This is a genomic window from Nocardia altamirensis NBRC 108246 (assembly GCF_001612685.1).
Classification (GTDB): domain Bacteria; phylum Actinomycetota; class Actinomycetes; order Mycobacteriales; family Mycobacteriaceae; genus Nocardia; species Nocardia altamirensis.
This window is the reverse complement of the sequence record NZ_BDAY01000103.1, coordinates 22,674-40,558: the sequence shown is the minus strand read 5'-3', so window position 1 is coordinate 40,558 and position 17,885 is coordinate 22,674. Positions and strand designations below refer to the sequence as shown.

At 68.3% G+C, this 17,885-nt stretch carries 18 protein-coding genes; 8 read left to right on the top strand and 10 right to left on the bottom strand.

The features are described 5' to 3' along the window. Nucleotides 1-468: 468 nt before the first annotated feature. Entirely contained in the window at nt 469-1,374 is a 906-nt protein-coding gene (gene rarD / locus NA11_RS38895) for an EamA family transporter RarD (protein WP_069167100.1), read from the bottom strand. A gap of 35 nt (nt 1,375-1,409) precedes the next feature. Between rarD and NA11_RS38890 the strand changes: the two genes are divergently transcribed. Both NA11_RS38890 and NA11_RS38885 read left to right on the top strand, forming a co-directional pair. Beyond that, on the top strand, nt 1,410-3,836 hold the full coding sequence (locus NA11_RS38890; RefSeq protein WP_069167099.1) for an HAD-IC family P-type ATPase: 2,427 nt from the start codon (nt 1,410-1,412) through the stop codon (nt 3,834-3,836). A gap of 76 nt (nt 3,837-3,912) precedes the next feature. Next, nucleotides 3,913-4,731, top strand: a complete 819-nt coding sequence (locus NA11_RS38885) for a PhzF family phenazine biosynthesis protein (protein ID WP_069167098.1) — start codon at nt 3,913-3,915, stop codon at nt 4,729-4,731. Nucleotides 4,732-4,791: 60 nt separating this feature from the next. Here NA11_RS38885 and NA11_RS38880 read toward each other — a convergent pair whose 3' ends face one another. Further along, nucleotides 4,792-6,891 (bottom strand): MMPL family transporter, encoded by a 2,100-nt coding sequence (locus tag NA11_RS38880; RefSeq protein WP_069167097.1) that lies wholly within the window; start codon nt 6,889-6,891, stop codon nt 4,792-4,794. Between the two features lie 134 nt (nt 6,892-7,025). On the opposite strand from NA11_RS38880, the gene NA11_RS38875 reads away from it, so the two are divergent. Both NA11_RS38875 and NA11_RS38870 read left to right on the top strand, forming a co-directional pair. Then, nucleotides 7,026-8,204: a sensor histidine kinase gene (locus tag NA11_RS38875; RefSeq protein ID WP_167837825.1), complete on the top strand. Its 1,179-nt coding sequence runs from the start codon at nt 7,026-7,028 to the stop codon at nt 8,202-8,204. Beyond that, a complete protein-coding gene (locus NA11_RS38870) occupies nt 8,201-8,857 on the top strand; it encodes a response regulator (RefSeq protein ID WP_069167095.1) in 657 nt (218 codons plus the stop codon). Before NA11_RS38875 ends, NA11_RS38870 begins: the two co-directional genes overlap by 4 nt. Before the next feature lie 72 nt (nt 8,858-8,929). Here NA11_RS38870 and NA11_RS38865 read toward each other — a convergent pair whose 3' ends face one another. Continuing rightward, nucleotides 8,930-9,481, bottom strand: coding sequence for a helix-turn-helix domain-containing protein (locus NA11_RS38865; protein ID WP_069167094.1), 552 nt, complete (start codon nt 9,479-9,481; stop codon nt 8,930-8,932). A gap of 45 nt (nt 9,482-9,526) precedes the next feature. Here NA11_RS38865 and NA11_RS38860 point away from each other — a divergent pair, with 45 nt between their 5' ends. After that, a complete protein-coding gene (locus NA11_RS38860) occupies nt 9,527-10,471 on the top strand; it encodes an alpha/beta hydrolase family protein (RefSeq protein WP_245746525.1) in 945 nt (314 codons plus the stop codon). 26 nt (nt 10,472-10,497) lie between these two features. Here NA11_RS38860 and pcp read toward each other — a convergent pair whose 3' ends face one another. The 6 genes from pcp to lspA all read right to left on the bottom strand — a co-directional run bounded on the left by pcp (nt 10,498) and on the right by lspA (nt 15,111). Beyond that, nucleotides 10,498-11,112, bottom strand: coding sequence for a pyroglutamyl-peptidase I (pcp, locus tag NA11_RS38855; RefSeq protein ID WP_069167093.1), 615 nt, complete (start codon nt 11,110-11,112; stop codon nt 10,498-10,500). Further along, entirely contained in the window at nt 11,112-12,089 is a 978-nt protein-coding gene (locus NA11_RS38850; RefSeq protein WP_069167092.1) for a DUF979 domain-containing protein, read from the bottom strand. The genes pcp and NA11_RS38850 overlap by 1 nt, the downstream gene beginning before the upstream one ends. Further along, nucleotides 12,086-12,775 carry a DUF969 domain-containing protein gene (locus tag NA11_RS38845; RefSeq protein WP_069167106.1) on the bottom strand — a complete coding sequence of 230 codons (690 nt, stop codon included), beginning with the start codon at nt 12,773-12,775 and terminating at the stop codon, nt 12,086-12,088. The genes NA11_RS38850 and NA11_RS38845 overlap by 4 nt, the downstream gene beginning before the upstream one ends. Before the next feature lie 92 nt (nt 12,776-12,867). Beyond that, the gene (locus NA11_RS38840) at nt 12,868-13,536 is read right to left on the bottom strand and encodes a hypothetical protein (RefSeq protein WP_069167091.1); all 669 of its coding nucleotides are present in this window, start codon (nt 13,534-13,536) and stop codon (nt 12,868-12,870) included. Further along, nucleotides 13,529-14,455 carry an RluA family pseudouridine synthase gene (locus tag NA11_RS38835; RefSeq protein WP_069167090.1) on the bottom strand — a complete coding sequence of 309 codons (927 nt, stop codon included), beginning with the start codon at nt 14,453-14,455 and terminating at the stop codon, nt 13,529-13,531. Before NA11_RS38835 ends, NA11_RS38840 begins: the two co-directional genes overlap by 8 nt. Then, a complete protein-coding gene (lspA, locus tag NA11_RS38830) occupies nt 14,452-15,111 on the bottom strand; it encodes a signal peptidase II (RefSeq protein WP_084655461.1) in 660 nt (219 codons plus the stop codon). Before lspA ends, NA11_RS38835 begins: the two co-directional genes overlap by 4 nt. 111 nt (nt 15,112-15,222) lie before the next feature. Between lspA and NA11_RS38825 the strand changes: the two genes are divergently transcribed. The 3 genes from NA11_RS38825 (at nt 15,223) to NA11_RS38815 (ending at nt 17,417) form a co-directional block, all read left to right on the top strand. Continuing rightward, the gene (locus tag NA11_RS38825; protein WP_084655463.1) at nt 15,223-16,161 is read left to right on the top strand and encodes a hypothetical protein; all 939 of its coding nucleotides are present in this window, start codon (nt 15,223-15,225) and stop codon (nt 16,159-16,161) included. Next, nucleotides 16,149-16,874: a hypothetical protein gene (locus NA11_RS38820; RefSeq protein WP_245746523.1), complete on the top strand. Its 726-nt coding sequence runs from the start codon at nt 16,149-16,151 to the stop codon at nt 16,872-16,874. Before NA11_RS38825 ends, NA11_RS38820 begins: the two co-directional genes overlap by 13 nt. 81 nt (nt 16,875-16,955) lie before the next feature. Then, nucleotides 16,956-17,417 carry a VOC family protein gene (locus NA11_RS38815; RefSeq protein ID WP_069167089.1) on the top strand — a complete coding sequence of 154 codons (462 nt, stop codon included), beginning with the start codon at nt 16,956-16,958 and terminating at the stop codon, nt 17,415-17,417. A 4-nt stretch (nt 17,418-17,421) separates the two neighbouring features. Here the strand turns inward: NA11_RS38815 and NA11_RS38810 are convergent, their stop codons facing one another. Further along, a complete protein-coding gene (locus tag NA11_RS38810) occupies nt 17,422-17,880 on the bottom strand; it encodes a QcrA and Rieske domain-containing protein (RefSeq protein WP_069167088.1) in 459 nt (152 codons plus the stop codon). Nucleotides 17,881-17,885 lie beyond the last annotated feature (5 nt).

Genomic DNA, 17,885 nt, shown 5'->3' with positions numbered 1-17,885 from the left:
TTCCCCAGTTCAAGGGGCGGATTTCGGTGTACCCCGCAGTCAGTCATGGGTTCTCTGGTTCCAGCCGGGTCACTTGGCTGTGGTCTGGTTCAAAGATCTTCCGGGAAGTGATCTTGAGAAAGTTGGCGTGAGAGAAATGGTGCGTGTCGCGACGCGCGTCGCAACCCCTTCTCTCACGCCAATCAGGTTCAGCAACCATTTCTCTCACGCCAACGAAGCCCGGCAACCACTTCTCTCACGCCGATGCGGGGCTTGCCGTCTCAGAGGGGTTCTGGCGCGAGAGTTGGTGCAGCCATGTCCCGTTCGCACGGGTAGAGGTTTGTGAGTGGTACATGGTGGAGGCGTTTGCGGCGTGTCGCCTCCACCATGTCCCACTCGTAAGAGCGCATCTCGCCGAGTGGGACGTGGCTGCGGTGAATGGCGGGTTGGGAGTCTGCGTAGCGCGGAAGGCAGGTCGTGGGGCGCGGGTCAGGAGGGGGCGGTGGTCTTGGCGGTGCGGGCGTTGCGGCGGGCGCGGAGGAGGGCGTGGGTGGTGAAGAGGGCGAGTGCGGCCCAGATGAGGGCGAAGCCTGCCCAGCGCGACGGGGGCATGGGTTCGTGGGCTATGGCGACGCCCCAGGCCATTTGTAGTGCGGGCGTGAGGTATTGGAGCAGGCCCATGGTGGACAGCGGGACGCGTTGGGCGGCAACGGCGAACAGCAGCAGCGGGACAAGGGTGACCGGGCCGGTGGCCATCATCAGGGCGGCATGTCCTGCGCTGGAGGCGAATTCGCTGCGCCCCGTGATCGCGAGCACCACCGCGAACACGAGCGCGAAAGGTGCGGCGACGATGCCCTCGGCGGCGATGCCGCGCAGCGCGTCGAGCGGGATCACCTTCTTCACCAGGCCGTAGGTGGCGAATGAGCAGGCAAGCACGAGTGCGATGACCGGTGGTCTGCCGTAGTCGACGGTGAGTACGACGACCGCGGTGGCGCCGAGGCCGAGCGCGACCCACTGGGGACCGGCCAACCGCTCGCGGAACACCACCACCCCGAACGCGACGGTGACCAGCGGGTTGATGAAGTACCCCAGTGCGCACTCCACCACGTGCCCGGAGGTGACGCCGTACACGTACACACCCCAGTTGATCGCGATCGCGGCCGACGCCACCGCGGCGAGCCGCCAGATCCGTGCGCTGATCCCGCGCAGTTCCTTGATCCGCCCGCGCACCGCAAGCACCGCGAGCACCACAACCAGCGTCCAGAGGATCCGCTGCGCCACCACCTCGGCGGCGCTGGCGAACGCCAGCAACCCGAAGAACGCGGGGAACAAACCCCAGAGAAAAAAGGCGCTGGTACCGAACGCAACACCCGGGATAGACCTGCTTCGCTGCACGCTTGCGACGCTACTTCTCACGTAGCCTTGCGGTCATGTCGACAACCGTGCAGGCATCGCGCGCTACCGGACTCTCGGCGTCGGAGGTCGAGCAACGTCGCCGCGACGGGCTCACCAATGATGTACCGGATCGGGCGAGTCGCTCGGTGCGCGACATCATCCGCGCCAACGTCTTCACCAGGATCAACGCCATCCTCGGCGTGCTGTTCATTCTGGTGCTTGCCACCGGATCGATCATCGACGGCATGTTCGGCCTGCTGATCGTCGCCAACAGCGCGGTCGGCATCATTCAGGAGATCCGCGCCAAGCGCACCCTCGACCAGCTGGCGATCGTCAGCCAGGCCAAGCCGACCGTGCGCCGCGACGGCAAGGCGGTGGAGCTGGCCCCGCGCGAGGTGGTGCTCGACGATCTGATCGAGCTCGGTCCCGGCGACCAGATCGTGGTCGACGGCGAGGTCGAGGAGTCGGCGCTGCTCGAGATCGACGAGTCGCTGCTCACCGGCGAGGCCGATCCGATCGACAAGCAGGTCGGCGCACCGGTGATGTCGGGCAGCTACGTGGTCTCCGGCAGCGGCGCGTACCGCGCAACCAAGGTCGGCAAGGACGCTTACGCGGCCAAGCTCGCCGACGAGGCGAGCAAGTTCACCCTGGTGAAGTCGGAGCTGCGCAGCGGCATCGACACGATCTTGAAGGTGATCACCTACCTGCTGATTCCGGCGGGCGCACTGAGCATCTACAACCAGCTGGTCTCCAGCAAGGAGTCGTGGCGGCCCGCGGTGACCGGCATGGTCGCTGCGCTGGTGCCGATGGTGCCCGAGGGCCTGGTGCTGATGACCTCGGTGGCGTTCGCGGTCGGCGTGGTTCGCCTCGGCAGGCGCAAGTGCCTGGTGCAGGAGTTGCCCGCGATCGAGGGTTTGGCGCGCGTCGACGTGGTGTGCGCGGACAAGACGGGCACGCTCACCGAGAACGGCATGCGCCTTTCCGATATCACGACGTTGGATTCCTTCGCCGACAACGATGTTCGGCAGGCGCTTGCGGCGTTGGCGGCCGACGATCCGCGCCCGAACGCGAGCGTGCAGGCGATCGCGGAGGCGCTGCCGGACGGTCCCGGCTGGCAGCAGACGGCGGTCGCACCGTTCTCCTCGGCGAAGAAGTGGAGCGGCTGCTCCTACGGCGAGCACGGCGACTGGCTGCTCGGCGCCCCCGATGTGCTGCTCGACCCGTCCTCCGAGGACGCAAGGGTGGCAGAGCAACTCGGCTCCTCGGGCCTGCGCATCCTGTTGCTTGCCCGCAGCGATCGTCCGGTCGACGCCGCGGACGCGCCTGGCACGGTGCGTCCTGCCGCGCTGGTGGTGTTGGAGCAGCGGGTCCGGCCGGATGCGAAGGAAACCCTCGAATACTTTGCCAGCCAGAACGTCTCGATCAAGGTGATCTCCGGCGACAACGCGGTCTCGGTGGGCGCTGTCGCGTCCTCGCTCGACCTCACCGGCGGCGAGCACGCGGTCGACGCGCGCGAATTGCCGGACGACCGTGAGCAACTCGCCGACGTGCTCGACCGCGAGACCACCTTCGGCCGGGTGCGTCCCGACCAGAAGCGCGCGATGGTCGCCGCGTTGCAGTCGCGCGGCCACACCGTCGCGATGACCGGCGACGGCGTGAACGACGTGCTCGCGCTGAAGGATGCCGATATCGGCGTCGCGATGGGCGCTGGCAGCCCGGCGACCCGCGCGGTGGCCCAGATCGTGCTGCTGGACAACAAGTTCGCGACCCTGCCGTATGTGGTCGGCGAGGGCCGCAGGGTGATCGGCAATATCGAGCGGGTCTCGAACCTGTTCCTCACGAAGACCGTCTACTCGGTGTTGCTGGCCTTCCTGATCGGTATCGCCGGTGTCGGGTCGCAGATCTTCGGCTACGACCCGATCGGGTATCCGTTCCTGCCGCGGCATGTCACGATCGCCGCCTGGTTCACCATCGGCATCCCGGCTTTCGTCCTCTCGCTGGCCCCTAACAACGAGCGTGCCCGCAGCGGATTCGTCCGGCGCGTCATGCGTTTGGCGATTCCGTCGGGTGTGGTGATCGGTGTCGCCACCTTCGTGGCCTACCTGATCGCCTATGCGGGCCCGGAGGCGACGCAGCAGCAGAAGGAACAGGCGGGCACCACCGCGCTGATCACGTTGATCATGATCGCGGTATGGGTGCTTGCCATCGTTGCTCGCCCGTACGTGTGGTGGAAGGTGGTGCTCATCGCGACATCGGTGGGCGCGTACGTGATCTTGTTCACGGTCCCGTTCACCCGCGAATTCTTCAAACTCGATCCGTCCAATGTCGGGCTCACCACGGCGGCATTCATTTGTGGCGCCGTCGGAATCGTGCTGGTCGAGGTCGCATGGTGGATCAGCGCGGTGTTGCTCGGTGACAAGGGGCAACTGTTCCCGACCCCGAATCGGGGCGAATCCGACTAACTGGACATCTGACCCGGCGCGCCGCGAGAACCCTTGTGCGGGGCGATTATTCAGTGTTGGAGTACCTTCTCCGATTATGGAGGTACTGCTGCACCAGATCGACGCGTTTGCCGACGCACCGTTCTCGGGCAACCCAGCCGCGGTGATGCCGCTCCCGTCATGGCTCCCGGATTCGTTGCTGCAACACCTGGCCGAGGAGAACAACCTCGCCGAAACCGCCTTCTACACTGCGGAATTACCCAGAGAGGCCGGTGCGCCTCCCGGTGCATGGCCCGCGTTCCACCTGCGCTGGTTCACCCCGCTGGCCGAGGTGGACATGTGCGGGCACGCCACGGTGGCCAGTGCCGCACAGATTTTGGAGGACATGCACCCCGGCGCGGATCGGGTCAGCTTCTTCACCCGCAGCGGCTGGCTGCACGTCGACCGCACCGACGACGACGAATTCGTGCTCGACCTGCCCGCCGTGCCCTCGACCGAGGCGACGCCGGACATCGTGCTGCTCGCCGCGCTCGGCGTGCAGCCGGTGCGCGCCTTCACCGGCACCGACGAGGTCATCGTCGTGGCCACCGAGCAGGAAGTCCGGGCCGCGGCACCGATTTTCACCGCCTTCCCCCCGTTGCCGCGCGGCGTGATCGTCACCGCGCGCGGCGAGTCCGCCGATTTCGTCTCCCGCTTCTTCGCACCGGGCCTCGGTGTCCCCGAGGATCCGGTCACCGGATCGGCACACGCCCAACTGGTTCCGCTGTGGGCCGATGAGTTCGGCAGGACCGAGCTCACCGCCCGCCAGCTCTCTCGGCGCGGCGGCGCGATGCGGTGCGAACTCGCCGGCGATCGGGTGCTGCTCGTCGGCCGGTGCAGGCGCTACCTGGATGGTGTTGTCCAACTCCCTGATTGATCGGGCCGCGCCCCATCGAGGCGCGGCCCGCTGTGTGCACCCACTCCGCCTGCTTCGCGCCTAAGGCGCGACGGACGTATCGACGCGCGGTAGTGGATCCAGATCTCCGCCGGGATGGCTCGGGGTTGAATCATCCCGGCGGAGTGCCATTTTCGACGGCCACCAGACGCGGTCGCCCGCCAGCATGGTCAGCGCGGGCACCAGCACCGAGCGCACCAGCATGGTGTCGAGCAGCACGCCGAACGCCACCGTGAAACCGACCTGCGCCAGCGCGACCAGGGGCAGCGTCATGAGCACCGCGAAGGTCGCGGCCAGCACCACGCCCGCCGAGGTGATCACCCCGCCGGTCACCGAGAGGCTGCGCAGCATGCCGAGTCTGGTTCCGTGCCGCAGGGCCTCCTCCCGGGCCCGGCTCATCAGGAAGATGTTGTAGTCGACGCCGAGTGCGACGAGGAACAGGAACGACATCACGATCACCGTCGAGTCGAGCCCGTGGAACCCGAACAGGTGCTCGAACACGAAAACGCTTGCCCCGAGCGCCGATCCGAACGAGAGCAGCACGGTCAGCACCAGTCCGATCGGTGCGACGATCGACCGGAGCAGCAGGCCGAGCACCACCGTCACCACGAGCAGCACCAACGGCAGCACCAGCCGCTGGTCGTGGGTGGCGGCACGGTCGGTGTCGAGGTTCGCGGCACTCGGCCCGCCGACCACCGTGCCGGTGCCGACGGTCGACAGTGCGCCGCGCAGTCGTTCGATGGTGGCGTACTCGCCGGGCGAGTCCGGCACATCCCTGGGGATCGCCGAGATCTCGGTGTACTCCGGCCCGACTCTGCCCTCTTCGGCGAACCCGATGCCGGGGTCGGCGCGGACCACCCGCAGCGCGTCGGCGCGGAACTCGCTGCGCGCCAGCACCGTCAGCGGTAGTCCGCCGCGCTCGGGGAAGTGCTCGACGATACGTTGCTGCCCGGCAACCGATTCCGGCGTGGTGATGAACCGGTCGACTTGGGCGAGCGGCCCGGTGTTGCCGAGCAGCCCGAGCGCGAGCACGGCGAGCACACCGGTCGCGCAGGCCGCCGCGACGGCGGGGCGGCCCGCGATGCTCGTGCCGACGCGATCCCACAGGCCAACGGACTGCGGCACTTCCGTCGCGTGCACCCGCGGAATCCGCGGCCAGAAGACCCACCGCCCGCACAGCACCAGCAGCGCGGGAAAGACGGTCAGCATGACCGCGAGCGTGCAGAGGATGCCCGCCGCGCCGACCGGCCCGAGGCCCGCTGTGCTGTTCATGTCGGCGACGAGCAGACACAGCAAGCCGGCGGTCACGGTCGCCGCGGAGGCGACGATCGCGGGTGCCGCCTGCCGCAGCGCCGCGCCCATGGCCGCCCCCGGTTCGGCGTGCTTGCGCAGCTCTTCGCGGTAGCGCGCCACGATCAGCATGGCGTAGTCGGTGCCGACGCCGAAGACGAGAATGGTGAGTACCGCGGCGCTTTCCTCGCTGACGGTGAGGTCGAACAGCGTCGCGAGGCCGTACACCGCCGCCATCGCGGCCACATTCGCCATCGCGACCGAGATCAGCGGCACCAGCCACAGCAGCGGACTGCGGTAGGTGAGCAGCAGGATCACCGCGACAACAAGCACCGTCACCAGAAGCAACCTGGTGTCGACGCCGTCGAAGGTGCTGTCGAAATCGGCCTGCAACGCGGCGGGTCCGGTGACCTGAACGCTCAGCCCCGCTGGGTGATTCGCGACCGCGGCGCGCAGGTCCTTGATGTATTTCGAGCTCTCGCCGCGGCTTTCGTCCACCGTCAGCGTGTACAGCAACGCGGTGTTGTCGCGGGCAACAGCCGGTTGGTCTTGCGCCTGCTCGGTGCCGGGCGCGTACTCGGCGCGCACGGTCGAATAGTGCTGTGCCGCAGCGGCGCGATCCTCGGCGGTGAGGCCTGCTGCCCGGAAGTAGGCCAGCACGAACAGGTTCGTGGTACCGCCGGGCAGTGTCGATTCCAGTTCGGCCGCCGCCGTCGACTGCGCCGACGCCGGTAGGTAGTCGGTCGCGCGATCGGTCTTCACCCCGTCGAACCGCCCGGCCAGCGGTGCCAGCGCAACCAGCGCGGCCACCCACAGCCCGAGCACGATCAGCGCACGTGTTCGCATCCCCATCAGTTCTCCCTCGGTTGGGTTGTCGAGTGCAGCGTCGCGTGCTCGCGCGGGGAAAGCGTCCGCCCCTGGCGGACAGTCCCGGGTACTCCGCGCGAAGTACCCGGGGTGTGGCGATGGCGCGCACAATGACTGGAATGGACAGACAGTGGCGGAGCGACGGCGCGTTGACCGCTGCCGTCCTGCTCATCGGATTCGGCTGGGCGCTACTGGGTCCGGAGCAAAGGGCGCTCGATCCGCTCGGCGCCTTGTTGATGGTTGCCGCGATCCTGCCGTTGGCGGTCGCCAGGATCGCCGCGATGCCGGTGCTCGTCGCGCATACCGTGATCGCGGCCGCCTATCACGCGAGCGACTACCCGCACAAAGCGTTGATTCCCGCGACGATGGTCGCGCTGTTCGCCGCCGCCCGCTACGGCAACAGGCGGCGCACCGTGCTGGTGGTGCTGCTGATCGCGCCGCTGGTGGTCGGGGGGATCGCGATCTTCTCCCAGTCCTGGGAGAACGTGTGGCTCCAGGGCTTCGGCGCGATCGGCTGGATCCTGGTGGCCTGCGTCGCCGGTGAGGCGACCCATCTGCAGGAGGCGTATCTCGCGGCGGTGGTCGACCGCGCCGACCGCGCGGAACGCTTCCGCGACGAGGAGGCCAGCCGCCAGGTGACCGAGGAACGCCTGCGTATCGCGCGCGACATGCACGACCTGCTTGCCCACACCATCACTGTCATCCAGATCCAAGCCGGTGTCGCCGCACATCTGCTCACCGAAGGTAAGGCCGAGCCCGCGACGGTGCTCGGCGCGCTGGACACGATCGCGGACGCCTGCGTCGACGCCAGGGCCGAGCTCGCCGCCACCGTCGACGTGCTGCGCTCGCGGGTGGCCGAACCGCACGCGCCGCCGCCGAGTCTCGCGCGGATTCCCGCACTGGCCGAGCCTGTCGAGGCCGCGGGCATCGCGGTGACGCTGGCCAGTACCGGGCAGGTGCGCGCGCTGGCGCCGACCGTCGAGATGGTGGGGTATCGCATTGTGCAGGAAGCGCTCACCAATGTGGTGAAGCATTCCGGCGCGACCGAGGTGCGGGTCGAGCTCGACTATCTCACCGACCGCCTGATCGTCCGGGTCGCCGACAACGGCCGCGGAACCGGCGGCGCGACTACGGGATTCGGCATCACCGGGATGATCGAGCGGGCGTCGGCCATCGGCGGCCGGGCGCGGACCGGCGGCACCGACACCGGGTTCACGGTCACCGCCGAGCTGCCGGTCACCGGTCGACCGCTCGCCGCGGCGCGGCGCGGCACCGAGTTCGCCGGTGCCGGTTCATGATCCGGGTATTGCTCGCCGACGACCAGGCTCTGGTCCGCGGCGCCTTCGCGCTGCTCGTCGCTTCGGCGCCGGATATGGAGGTCGTCGGCGAGGCGGCCACCGGTCTGGCCGCCGTGTCGATGGCGCGCTCCGCACGCGCCGACGTCGTCGTCATGGACATCCGGATGCCCGACCTCGACGGCATCGGCGCAACCGCGGCCATCGCCGCCGACGAGAATCTGGCCGGGGTCCGCGTTCTGGTGCTCACCACCTACGACACCGACGACAACGTGCTCGCGGCATTACGCGCCGGCGCAAGCGGATTCCTCATCAAGGACACCAAACCGGCCGCGCTCCTCGACGCCATCCGCACGATTGCCGCAGGCGAGGCGCTGCTCTCGCCCAGCGCGACCGCGGCCGTCATCGCCCGCGTTCGCGCGACCCCTGACCCGGCACCCCGGCGCGATCTCGATGTCCTCACCGACCGCGAGCTCGACGTGCTCGTCCTGATCGCCCGCGGCATGACCAACGCCGAGATCGCCGAAACCCTCGTCGTCAGCCCGCTCACGGTGAAGACCCACGTCAGCCGCATCCTCGCGAAACTTCTTGCCCGCGACCGGGTTCAGCTCGTCATTGCCGCTTACCAGGCTGGGCTGGTCACTCCGGCGGGTTGACCGCCCGGCAGGCCTGTCCGGCTGTCGCGGCGTCGAGGCTTCCTGCCCACTGGCGGCACGGTGCTCGGTGGGTCATCGGGAAGGCTCGTCGGAGCTGCGGTCCTCGAGCGGGAACATGATGGGGCTCAGCAGGTATCGGGTGCGGTCCGGGGTCTCCTCGTTGCCGAGCGCGGGGAGGATCGCCGCGCGCATACCCTCGATCAGCTTCTGAATCTCGCTGTCGCTGAGCCAGATCGCGTGCTGGCGGTAGCCGACCAGGTCGCGCGCCGGGTCGGCGGTGTCGCGGTCGAGGTAGGCGTTGTACTCGGCGATCATGGTGGCCATGGCGGTGGCGAATACCCGCCGATGGTCATCGGAGGTCATCGCCGCTGCGGTCTCGGCGTCGATGGACGCGCGATCCTGCCTGAGTCGATAGTGGCGCTCCAGCGCGCCGCGGACCCGCTGCTCCTCGGCCACTTCCAGCACCCCACCCGCAGCGAGCAAGTCGACGTGCCGATACACGGTGGCCTTCGAGGTGTCGGGCAGTCGATCGCACAGCTGCGCCGTGGTGAGTACCCGTCCGCCGCGCATGGCGTGCACGATCCGCAACCGCACCGGGTGGGCCAGCAGCTCCAAGGTGTCCATTGCTCTACGATCTCACAACTGATAACGTTCTCAAACATGAGAACGATGAGCACGGAGTGGATGCCACCCGGGTACGCCGACCAAGGCACCTTCGAGGAGCACGAGGTCACCATCGGCTCGGACGACCTCGCGGTCGGCGCGACGCTGAGCCTGCCGCGCGGGCCGGGGCCGTGGCCCGCCGTCGTCCTGCTCAGCGGCGGCGGCCCGTTCGACCGTGACGAAACCAGCGGCCCGAACAAATCATTCAAGGACCTGGCCTGGGGCCTGGCCACCCGCGGCATCGCGGTGCTTCGCTTCGACAAGGTGACGCATGCGCATCCGGAGGTCGCCGACCATCCCGACTTCACGATGGCCGACGAGTATGTGCCCCATGCCGTTTCGGCCCTCCGGCTGCTCAGGGAACACCCGGAGGTCGATCCGGCGCGAGTCGCCGTCCTCGGCCACAGCATGGGCGGCAAGCTGGCGCCGCGGGTGGCCGCTGCCGAACCGGCCGTGGCGGGACTGGTCATCATGGCGGGTGACACCCAGCCCATGCACCACGCCGCCGTCCGGGTGTTCCGCTATCTCGCGTCGCTCGACCCGAGCCCGGAGATCGATGCCGCGGTCGAGGCGATCACGCGCCAGGCCGCCGTGGTCGACAGCGATGACCTTTCGTCGTCGACCCCGCGCGAGGAACTGCCCTTCGGTCTTTCCGGGAGCTACTGGCTGGATCTGCGTACGTATCAACCGGTTTCGACCGCGGCAGCCGTGGCGAAGCCGATGCTGATCCTCCAGGGCGCCCGCGACTATCAGGTCACCGTTGCCGACGACCTCGTCGGCTGGCAGACCGGCCTGGCCGGGCGCCCCGACGTCACCTTCCGCGTCTACGACGCGGACGACCACATGTTCTTTCCCGGCTCCGGAATCTCCACACCGGCGAGTTACCAAGCGCCACAGCATGTCGACCCGGCCGTGGTCGCCGACATCGCCGAATGGCTCTCGCGGCTTTGAGGACTCGGCGCGACAGTTCTGATCGGTCAGTGCAGTGCGCCTGCGGGGACCTTCAGATCGGTGTCGGTCTCCAGGCACGTGCGGATCAACTCCGACAGGCCATCGGCGAGGCGCGGTATCGGCAGATTCGGCGGAAGGTGCACGAATCCGCCTCGTAGACCCGGTGATTCGGTGGCGATGAAGTGCCGCAGGCCGTAGAAGACGTGATTGCAGACGAAGGTGCCCGCGCTGTAGGAGATCGAGGCGGGGACACCGATGGCGGTCATGGCCGCGATCGACGCCTTGAGCGGCAAGCCGGCGAAATAGGCGGCGGGGCCGCCGGGCACCACCGGCCGGTCGATCGGTCGCCCGCCCGCGTTGTCCGGGATGCGGGCGTCGTCGAGATTGATCGCGACCTGCTCGGGGGTGATGTCGGTGCGGCCGCCGGCCAGCCCGAGGCAGATCACCAGCTCGGGCTCGTGCTCCGCGATCGCCGCACGCAGCTCTGCCAGGGATGTGTCGAAGACGCACGGCAGTTCGACGGCCACGATCCTGGTGTCCGCCACCGGTTGTCGCTGTTCCAGCAGTGCGGCGGCCGCCCATGACGGGTTGTCGGTCGCGCCGTCGAACGGTTCGAACCCGGTAACCAAGACGGTGCGCATCAGAACCCCCACAGGTACATGATCGCGATATTGCAGCCGAGGACGGCGATCGCGGTCGGGATTTGTGCCTTGATCGGGCCGTAGCGGTCCTTCATCTCCAGCAGCACCGCGGGCACGATGTTGAAGTTGGCGGCCATCGGTGTGCAGAGGGTGCCGCAGAAACCGCAGAGCATCCCGACGGCAAGGATCAGCGTCGCGTTGCCGTGGAACTGGCTGACCAGGACCGGCCAGCCGATGGCCGCCGTCATCACGGGGAACGCGGCGAAGGCATTGCCCATCACGATGGTGAACACGGCCATGCCGACGCCGTACAGCGCGACGGCCGCGAACAGCGAGTCGTGCGGCAGGATCGCGGTGAAGATCCGGCCGACCTGCTTGCCGACCCCGGCCTTGTCGAACAGGAGGCCGAGGACGGCGATCAGCTGCGGAAGCAGCAGTGCCCAGCCGATCGACTGCGCGAGCCGTGAGCCTTCGCGTAACGCGACGCCTGGCCCGGTGCGTCCGGCCGGGCGCAGCAGCGCCATCGCGACAACGAGCGCGACGAGAACGCCTGCGCCGAGCCCGGTCAGGGCCGGTGTTCCGTTGGCGAGCAAGGTTTTACCACCGACCGTCACCGAGGCGACCATGGTCGCGAAGATCAGGGCGACGATCGGGATCAGCAGTGCGGGCACGAACAGTCGATTGCCGAGCTTCGTTGCGGCGGTTTCGCGTTCGTCGACGGTGGTGGTCGCCATCGCCGCGGTGCCGAGCGCGCCGAGGCCGCCGAGTAGTCCGACGATCACGACGGTGAGGCCTAGCGGCCAAGCGGGGGCGACCTTGTTGACGACGAAAGTCGAGTAACAGAAGCCCATGCCGAGCAGACCCCAGAATGCGGCGGCGCCCGTGCGGCGCGGATTGTCTTGCTGCTGTGCGGCGAAGACGGCGACCACGATGAAGAACAGCCCGAGTCCCCAGTACAGCCATTCGGCGTTGATCATCGCGCCACCGCCTTGACCGCCGTGGACTGGCGGACCAGCCACCGGTCCAACCACAGCAGGCGCCCGGCGTGGATCACGTAGGCGCAGATGGCTGTCGGCACCGCCCACCGCGCCAGCTCCAGCGGATCGAGCTGCAGCCCATAAGAGGTGTTGACGTAGCCGGTGATCAGCAGCACGCTGCCCACCGCGATGAAGATGTCCTCGCCGAAGAACAGGCCGACATTGTCCGAGCTTGCCGAGAACGCCTTGATCTTCTCGATCTCCGGGTCGGTCAGGTCGCCGTAGCGCTGTTGGGCCGCGCCGATGGCCATCGGTCCGATCAGCGGGCGCACCGTGTGCGGATGGCCGAAGATGCCGGTCAGCCCGAGGGCGGCGGTGCCCTGCCTGACCAGCAGGTAGCCCGCGAGCAAGCGTCCGGTGGTCAGCACGCGCAACCTGCCGATGAGGCGACCGGCCCGCTGCTGCAAGCCGTATCGATCGAGCAGGCCGATCACCGGCAGCGTGACGACCCAGATGGTCACCGACCGGCTACCCGCGAAGCCGTTGCCGATACTGTCCAGAATTTCCTTCGGCGTCAGCCCGCCGAGCAGCGCCGTTGCCACCCCTGAGACCACGACGACGAGCATCGGGTTGAGCCGAAGCGCAAACCCCACCACAACCAGGGCAACGCCAAGTAAGACGAACACACACACTCCACAACACTGGGGACGGACTGGCGAGAACCGTATGTGTGTCCGGCAGTGTGCGCAACTCCACCCGCGCCGAAGGGTATTCGGGCCTACTCGTCTGGTACGGCACCATCGTCGGGTTCGGGCAGAATTTTGTTCATTTGGTTCGGCAGGAGCGGGGTCACTGCGAATCGCCCGGCGACCGCGTCCGCGGGCAGCGCCTGGACGGCGCGGATGCCGTTGCGGGAGGCAAGGTTTCGAAGTCCGTCCAGGGGGCCGCGGACGACAAGGCCGACCGCGCAGGCGCAGCCGGAGCGCAGGCGCGCGGCCGAGAGCGCGACGATGCGGGCGGAGCGCTCGTCGGCGGTCGGGCGGGGGAGCAGCCAAGCAGCCGACTCGGCGGAGCTGATTGCCGCGGCGTCGCCCGCGGGGACAGGCACGGCGACCAACGGAGTCTGCACCCGCGGCACCGCAACGTGATAGAGCACCTGCGCGATCCGCATGCCACCGCTGTTGGGCGGAAGTTGTTCGGGCACCAAGGGTTCGGTGAACGACACCAGTGCCCAGTGGTCGGCATCGTCGGCGCCGTTCAGCGAATCCTTCGCGCGCGCCAGGTAATCCGCGACCTCGTCGCCCTGCTCCGGCCCGAGCCGATCGGTGAAAACACCCGCCGTGCGCGGCGGGTTCAGCACGCCGAGCAGCACGATGAACACCACGAGACCGACGGCCGCCGCCGCGACGGCGAGGCGTCCCCACGGCACCGCCCGCCGGTCAGGCATTGCGCAGGACGTCCAGCGCGTGCTTCAGATCGTCGGGGTACTCGCTGGTGATCTCCAGGTAGCGGCCGTCGGCGGGATGGTTGAAGCCGAGCGAACGGGCATGCAGCCATTGCCGTTCCAGCCCGAGCCGCTCGGCAAGGCGGGGGTCGGCGCCGTAGGTCAGGTCGCCGCAGCATGGATGCCGGATCGCGGAGAAATGCACCCGGATCTGGTGTGTCCGACCGGTTTCCAGGTGGATGTCGAGCAGGCTCGCGGCCTGGAACGCCTCGACCGTGTCGTAATGCGTGATGCTGGGGCGCCCATCGGCGGTGACCGCGAACTTCCAGTCGTTGCCGCGCGCCCGCCCGATCGGCGCGTCGATGGTGCCGCTGCTCGGATCCGGATGGCCTTGCACCAGTGCGTGATACCGCTTGTCGATGGTGCGCTGTTTGAACGCGCGCTTGAGCACCGTGTACGCGTGCTCGGACTGCGCGACCACCATCACCCCCGAGGTGCCGACATCGAGCCGGTGCACGATGCCCTGCCGCTCGTGCGCGCCGGAGGTGGAGATGCGGTAGCCCGCCGCGGCGAGGCCGCCGATCACGGTGGGCCCGGTCCAGCCGACACCGGTGTGCGCCGCGACGCCTACCGGCTTGTCCACCGCGACGATGTCGTCGTCGGCGTAGAGGATGCGCATGCCCTCCACGGGTGCGGCCTCGATGGTCAACTCCCGCTTGGGTTCCGGGAACATCACCTCGAGCCAGGCGCCTGCGGCGAGCCGATCGGATTTGCCCGCCGCGATCCCGTCGAGCTGCACGCTGCCTTCCTCGGCGAGCGCGGCGACGGCGGTGCGCGACAGCCCGAGCAGCCGCGACAGCCCGGCATCGACTCGCATGCCGTCGAGTCCGTCGGGTACCGGCATGGTGCGTGTTTCCCTCATGCGGTATTCCCTTCGGTGGCGGATTCGGCCTTGCCGCTCTCGGTTTCGCGGTCGGCGTCGTTGCGTCCGGTGCGGGTGCCGTTCGGCTCGAAGCCGAACACGGTCAGCACGACGAGCAGGACCGCGCCGCAGACGATCGAGGAATCCGCCACGTTGAACACCGGCCACCAGCCGATCGCGAGGAAGTCGACGACATGTCCCTGCAGCGGGCCTGGCGAACGGAACAGCCGATCCACCAGATTGCCGAGCGCGCCGCCGAGCACCATGCCGAGTCCGATCGCCCACCACAGCGACCGCAGCGTGCGCCCGATGCGCACGACGCCGATCACCACGGCCGTCGCGACCAAGGTCAGCAGCCAGGTCATGCCGGTCGCCATCGAGAACGCGGCACCCGGGTTACGGACGAGGCTGAGCCTGGCGAAGTCGCCGATGATCGAGACCGGCTCGCCCGGCGTCAGGTTGGCAACGACGAGACATTTCGTGAGCAGATCGAGGCCGAGCAGAACGCCGGCGATGAGGAGCAGCGTGCGCAGCCGCTGTGGAGCGGCGGGTTCTGGCGTAGGTGAAGTCTGCGGCGGATTCGCCGATGTCGCCCCCTCGACGGTGTTCGTGGGGTTCTCCTCGGGCGGCCGGTCGTCACTCACACGCACCATCATCTCTCGAGGGGCAGTGGTACCTGTGCGGCGGTCCGCTCAGAAAGTCGTCGCATGTCCTGCGCATGTCCCAGCTGACACTCAGGAAGCGGTCGTATCGTGTTCCTCGTGACGGTGTTGTCTTCCCCCCACATCCCCCGGAAAGCTCGCTCGGGTGTGCTGCTCATAGTGCTTGCGGTCGGCCTGACCGCGTTCGGTACCGGCTGCAGCGACGGCACCGAGTCGCGGATGGAGACCGACAGCACCGAGCCGCTCGGCAGCAAAGAGGTGACCGTGCCGATCCCGGCGGTGGTCACCACGATCGTGTCGCCGGGCGCCGAGCCGCGCTCGTTGCTGCGGCCGGAATATCCCGCGGGCACCGTGCAGCGGGTGACACTGCATACCTCGCACCACATCGAGCAGCAGATCAACGACCAGTCGGCCCGCGACTTCTCGACGCCGGATCTGACGATCCCGATGACCGCGAAGACCGACGCCGACGGCATCGATCTCACGCTGGGCACCGTCACCTCGCCGGACCCGCGGCTGGCCAAGGCGCTCACCAAGACCAGCGGGTCACATGCCGGTTTCGACCTGAGCGACCTCGGCACCATCACCGCGCTGAGGCTCGAGCCTGCGCCGGAAACCTCCAACCCGGCCCGTGCCGCGCTGGAGCAGGCCTTCTATCAAGCGGTTTACCGCTCGATTGCGTTTCCCGATCTTCCGGTCGGTGAGGGCGCGGTCTGGACGGTGCAACAGGAGGTCAGCGGCGGGGTCGTCCTCGACCAGGTGACCACCGCGACGCTGACCAAACGCGACGGCGACCGGCTCACCATCGAATTGGACGTCATCCAGAAGCCGAAGTCCGCGGTGTGGAATCTGCCGAACAACGCGGGCTGGCTCGACATCCAGGACTACGTCATGCAGGGCAACGGCACCATCACGGTCGATCTCGGCTTGCCGCTGCCGGTCGCGGGGTCCATCACCGTCGGCGGCCACCAGGCTTATCGCGATCCGCGCAGCTCGAGCATGCTGCAGCAGACGATCGACACGCAGGTCTCGTGGACGGAGTGACCCGCAGCTGCGGCCTGATGCTCGCGGCGGCCACCACGGTGCTTCTCGCCGCCTGTGGGTCCGCGGAATCGCCTGCGCCTGCCGCGCCCGAGCTGCCGCCCTTCGGTCCGGCCACCGCGGCCAAGCCGGTGACCGTGCCGCCGATCACGGACGCCGATCGGTTGCAGGACCGATTGCTGACGAGCACGAATCTGCCGCCCGATTTCACCGCGTTGCCCGCGCGTGTCGACCCGCCTGCGACGGCGCAGGCGGCGCCGACCGACCCGGCCGAATGCGCGAAGGTGCTGACTCCGCTCGGTGCGCAGCGGCCCGGGTCGCTGGCCAAGGCGTCCGTGCAATACACCGGCCCGAACTTCTCCAGCATCGACATCGACGCCGCGAGCTATCCGAATGACGCAGTGGCGCCTGCGTTTTCGGAGCTGCAGGCGAGAGTGCGCGGCTGTGCGCACTATTCGGGCACCGACGCGACCGATATCAAGATCGACTACCGCGTCGGTGGCCTTGCCGCGCCCGCGGTCGGCGACGCGGCCGCCGCCTTCCAGGTCCGCACCACCAGTGAGGGACTCACGCTGCAGTCCTCGGTCGCGATCGTGCAGGTCGGCAGCACCCTGACCCAGGTGGCGGTGACCGCGCCGGAGTCGGTGGACATCCAGGTGCTCAACGAGCTCGCCGCCGCACAGGTGCGCAGACTGCAAGGTGTCTCCGGGCCTTGATTCGAGAGGATCAGCCCTGATCATGGCCTTGCGGGCATAGGCTCGACACCGTCCGACACATCGCCTCACCGGAGGTTTCTCATGTCTGATGTCAAGCCGATCCCCGACGGCTACCCGGTCGTGTCGCCGGGTCTGGCGATCGACGGCGCCGCCGCCGCGATCGATTTCTACAAGCATGTTTTCGGCGCGTCGGAGCGGATGCGCATGCCGGGACCGGACGGCAAGGTCGCGCACAGCGAGCTGATGTTCGGCAACTCGCTGATCATGGTCGGTGATCCGTCGCAGGAGATGGACTTCCTCGATCCCAAGCAGGTCGGCGGGACGCCGGTCAACCTGCACGTGTACGTCGAGGATGCGGACGCCGCCTTCGCCGCAGCGCTCGGCGCGGGCGCCAGGGAACTGACCCCGATGACCGACCAGTTCTACGGTGATCGCAGTGGTTCTTTCGAGGATCCGTGGGGACACCGCTGGACGGTGGCCACCCACATCGAAGATGTCGCACCGGAGGAGATGGACCGGCGGATGCGCGAGCTGTTCGGCTAGTACCTCAGCCTGGCACCACCGAATCGCCGACAACCCGAACGGTTTTCGCGGCCAGCGGCTTGGGCGCCGGTCCGCCGGCCACCGTGCCGTCCAGCGCGAACTTGCTGCCGTGACACGGACAGTTGATCGTGCCGCCGGACACGCTGGTCACCTTGCACCCCGCATGCGTGCAGGTCGAGGACAAGCCGACGAACGTGCCGGCATTCGGCTGCGTCACCACCGTGTCGCCGACGATCACGCCGCCGCCGACCGGGATGTCGGCGGTCTTGGCGATCGCCTGCGCCGCGTCCGCAGCCGGTGTCTTGCCGTCGGCCGCCTTGTTGTCGGCCGGGGGATTCGGTGCGGGAGTGGCGCTTTCCTTGCCGTAGGTGGTGCACGCGGTCAGCGCCGTCGCCGCGACGACGGCGCCTGCGCCCGCCGCGACTACGGTGCGGCGGCGGAAAGCCGAAGGGTCGGTGGTCATGTGGT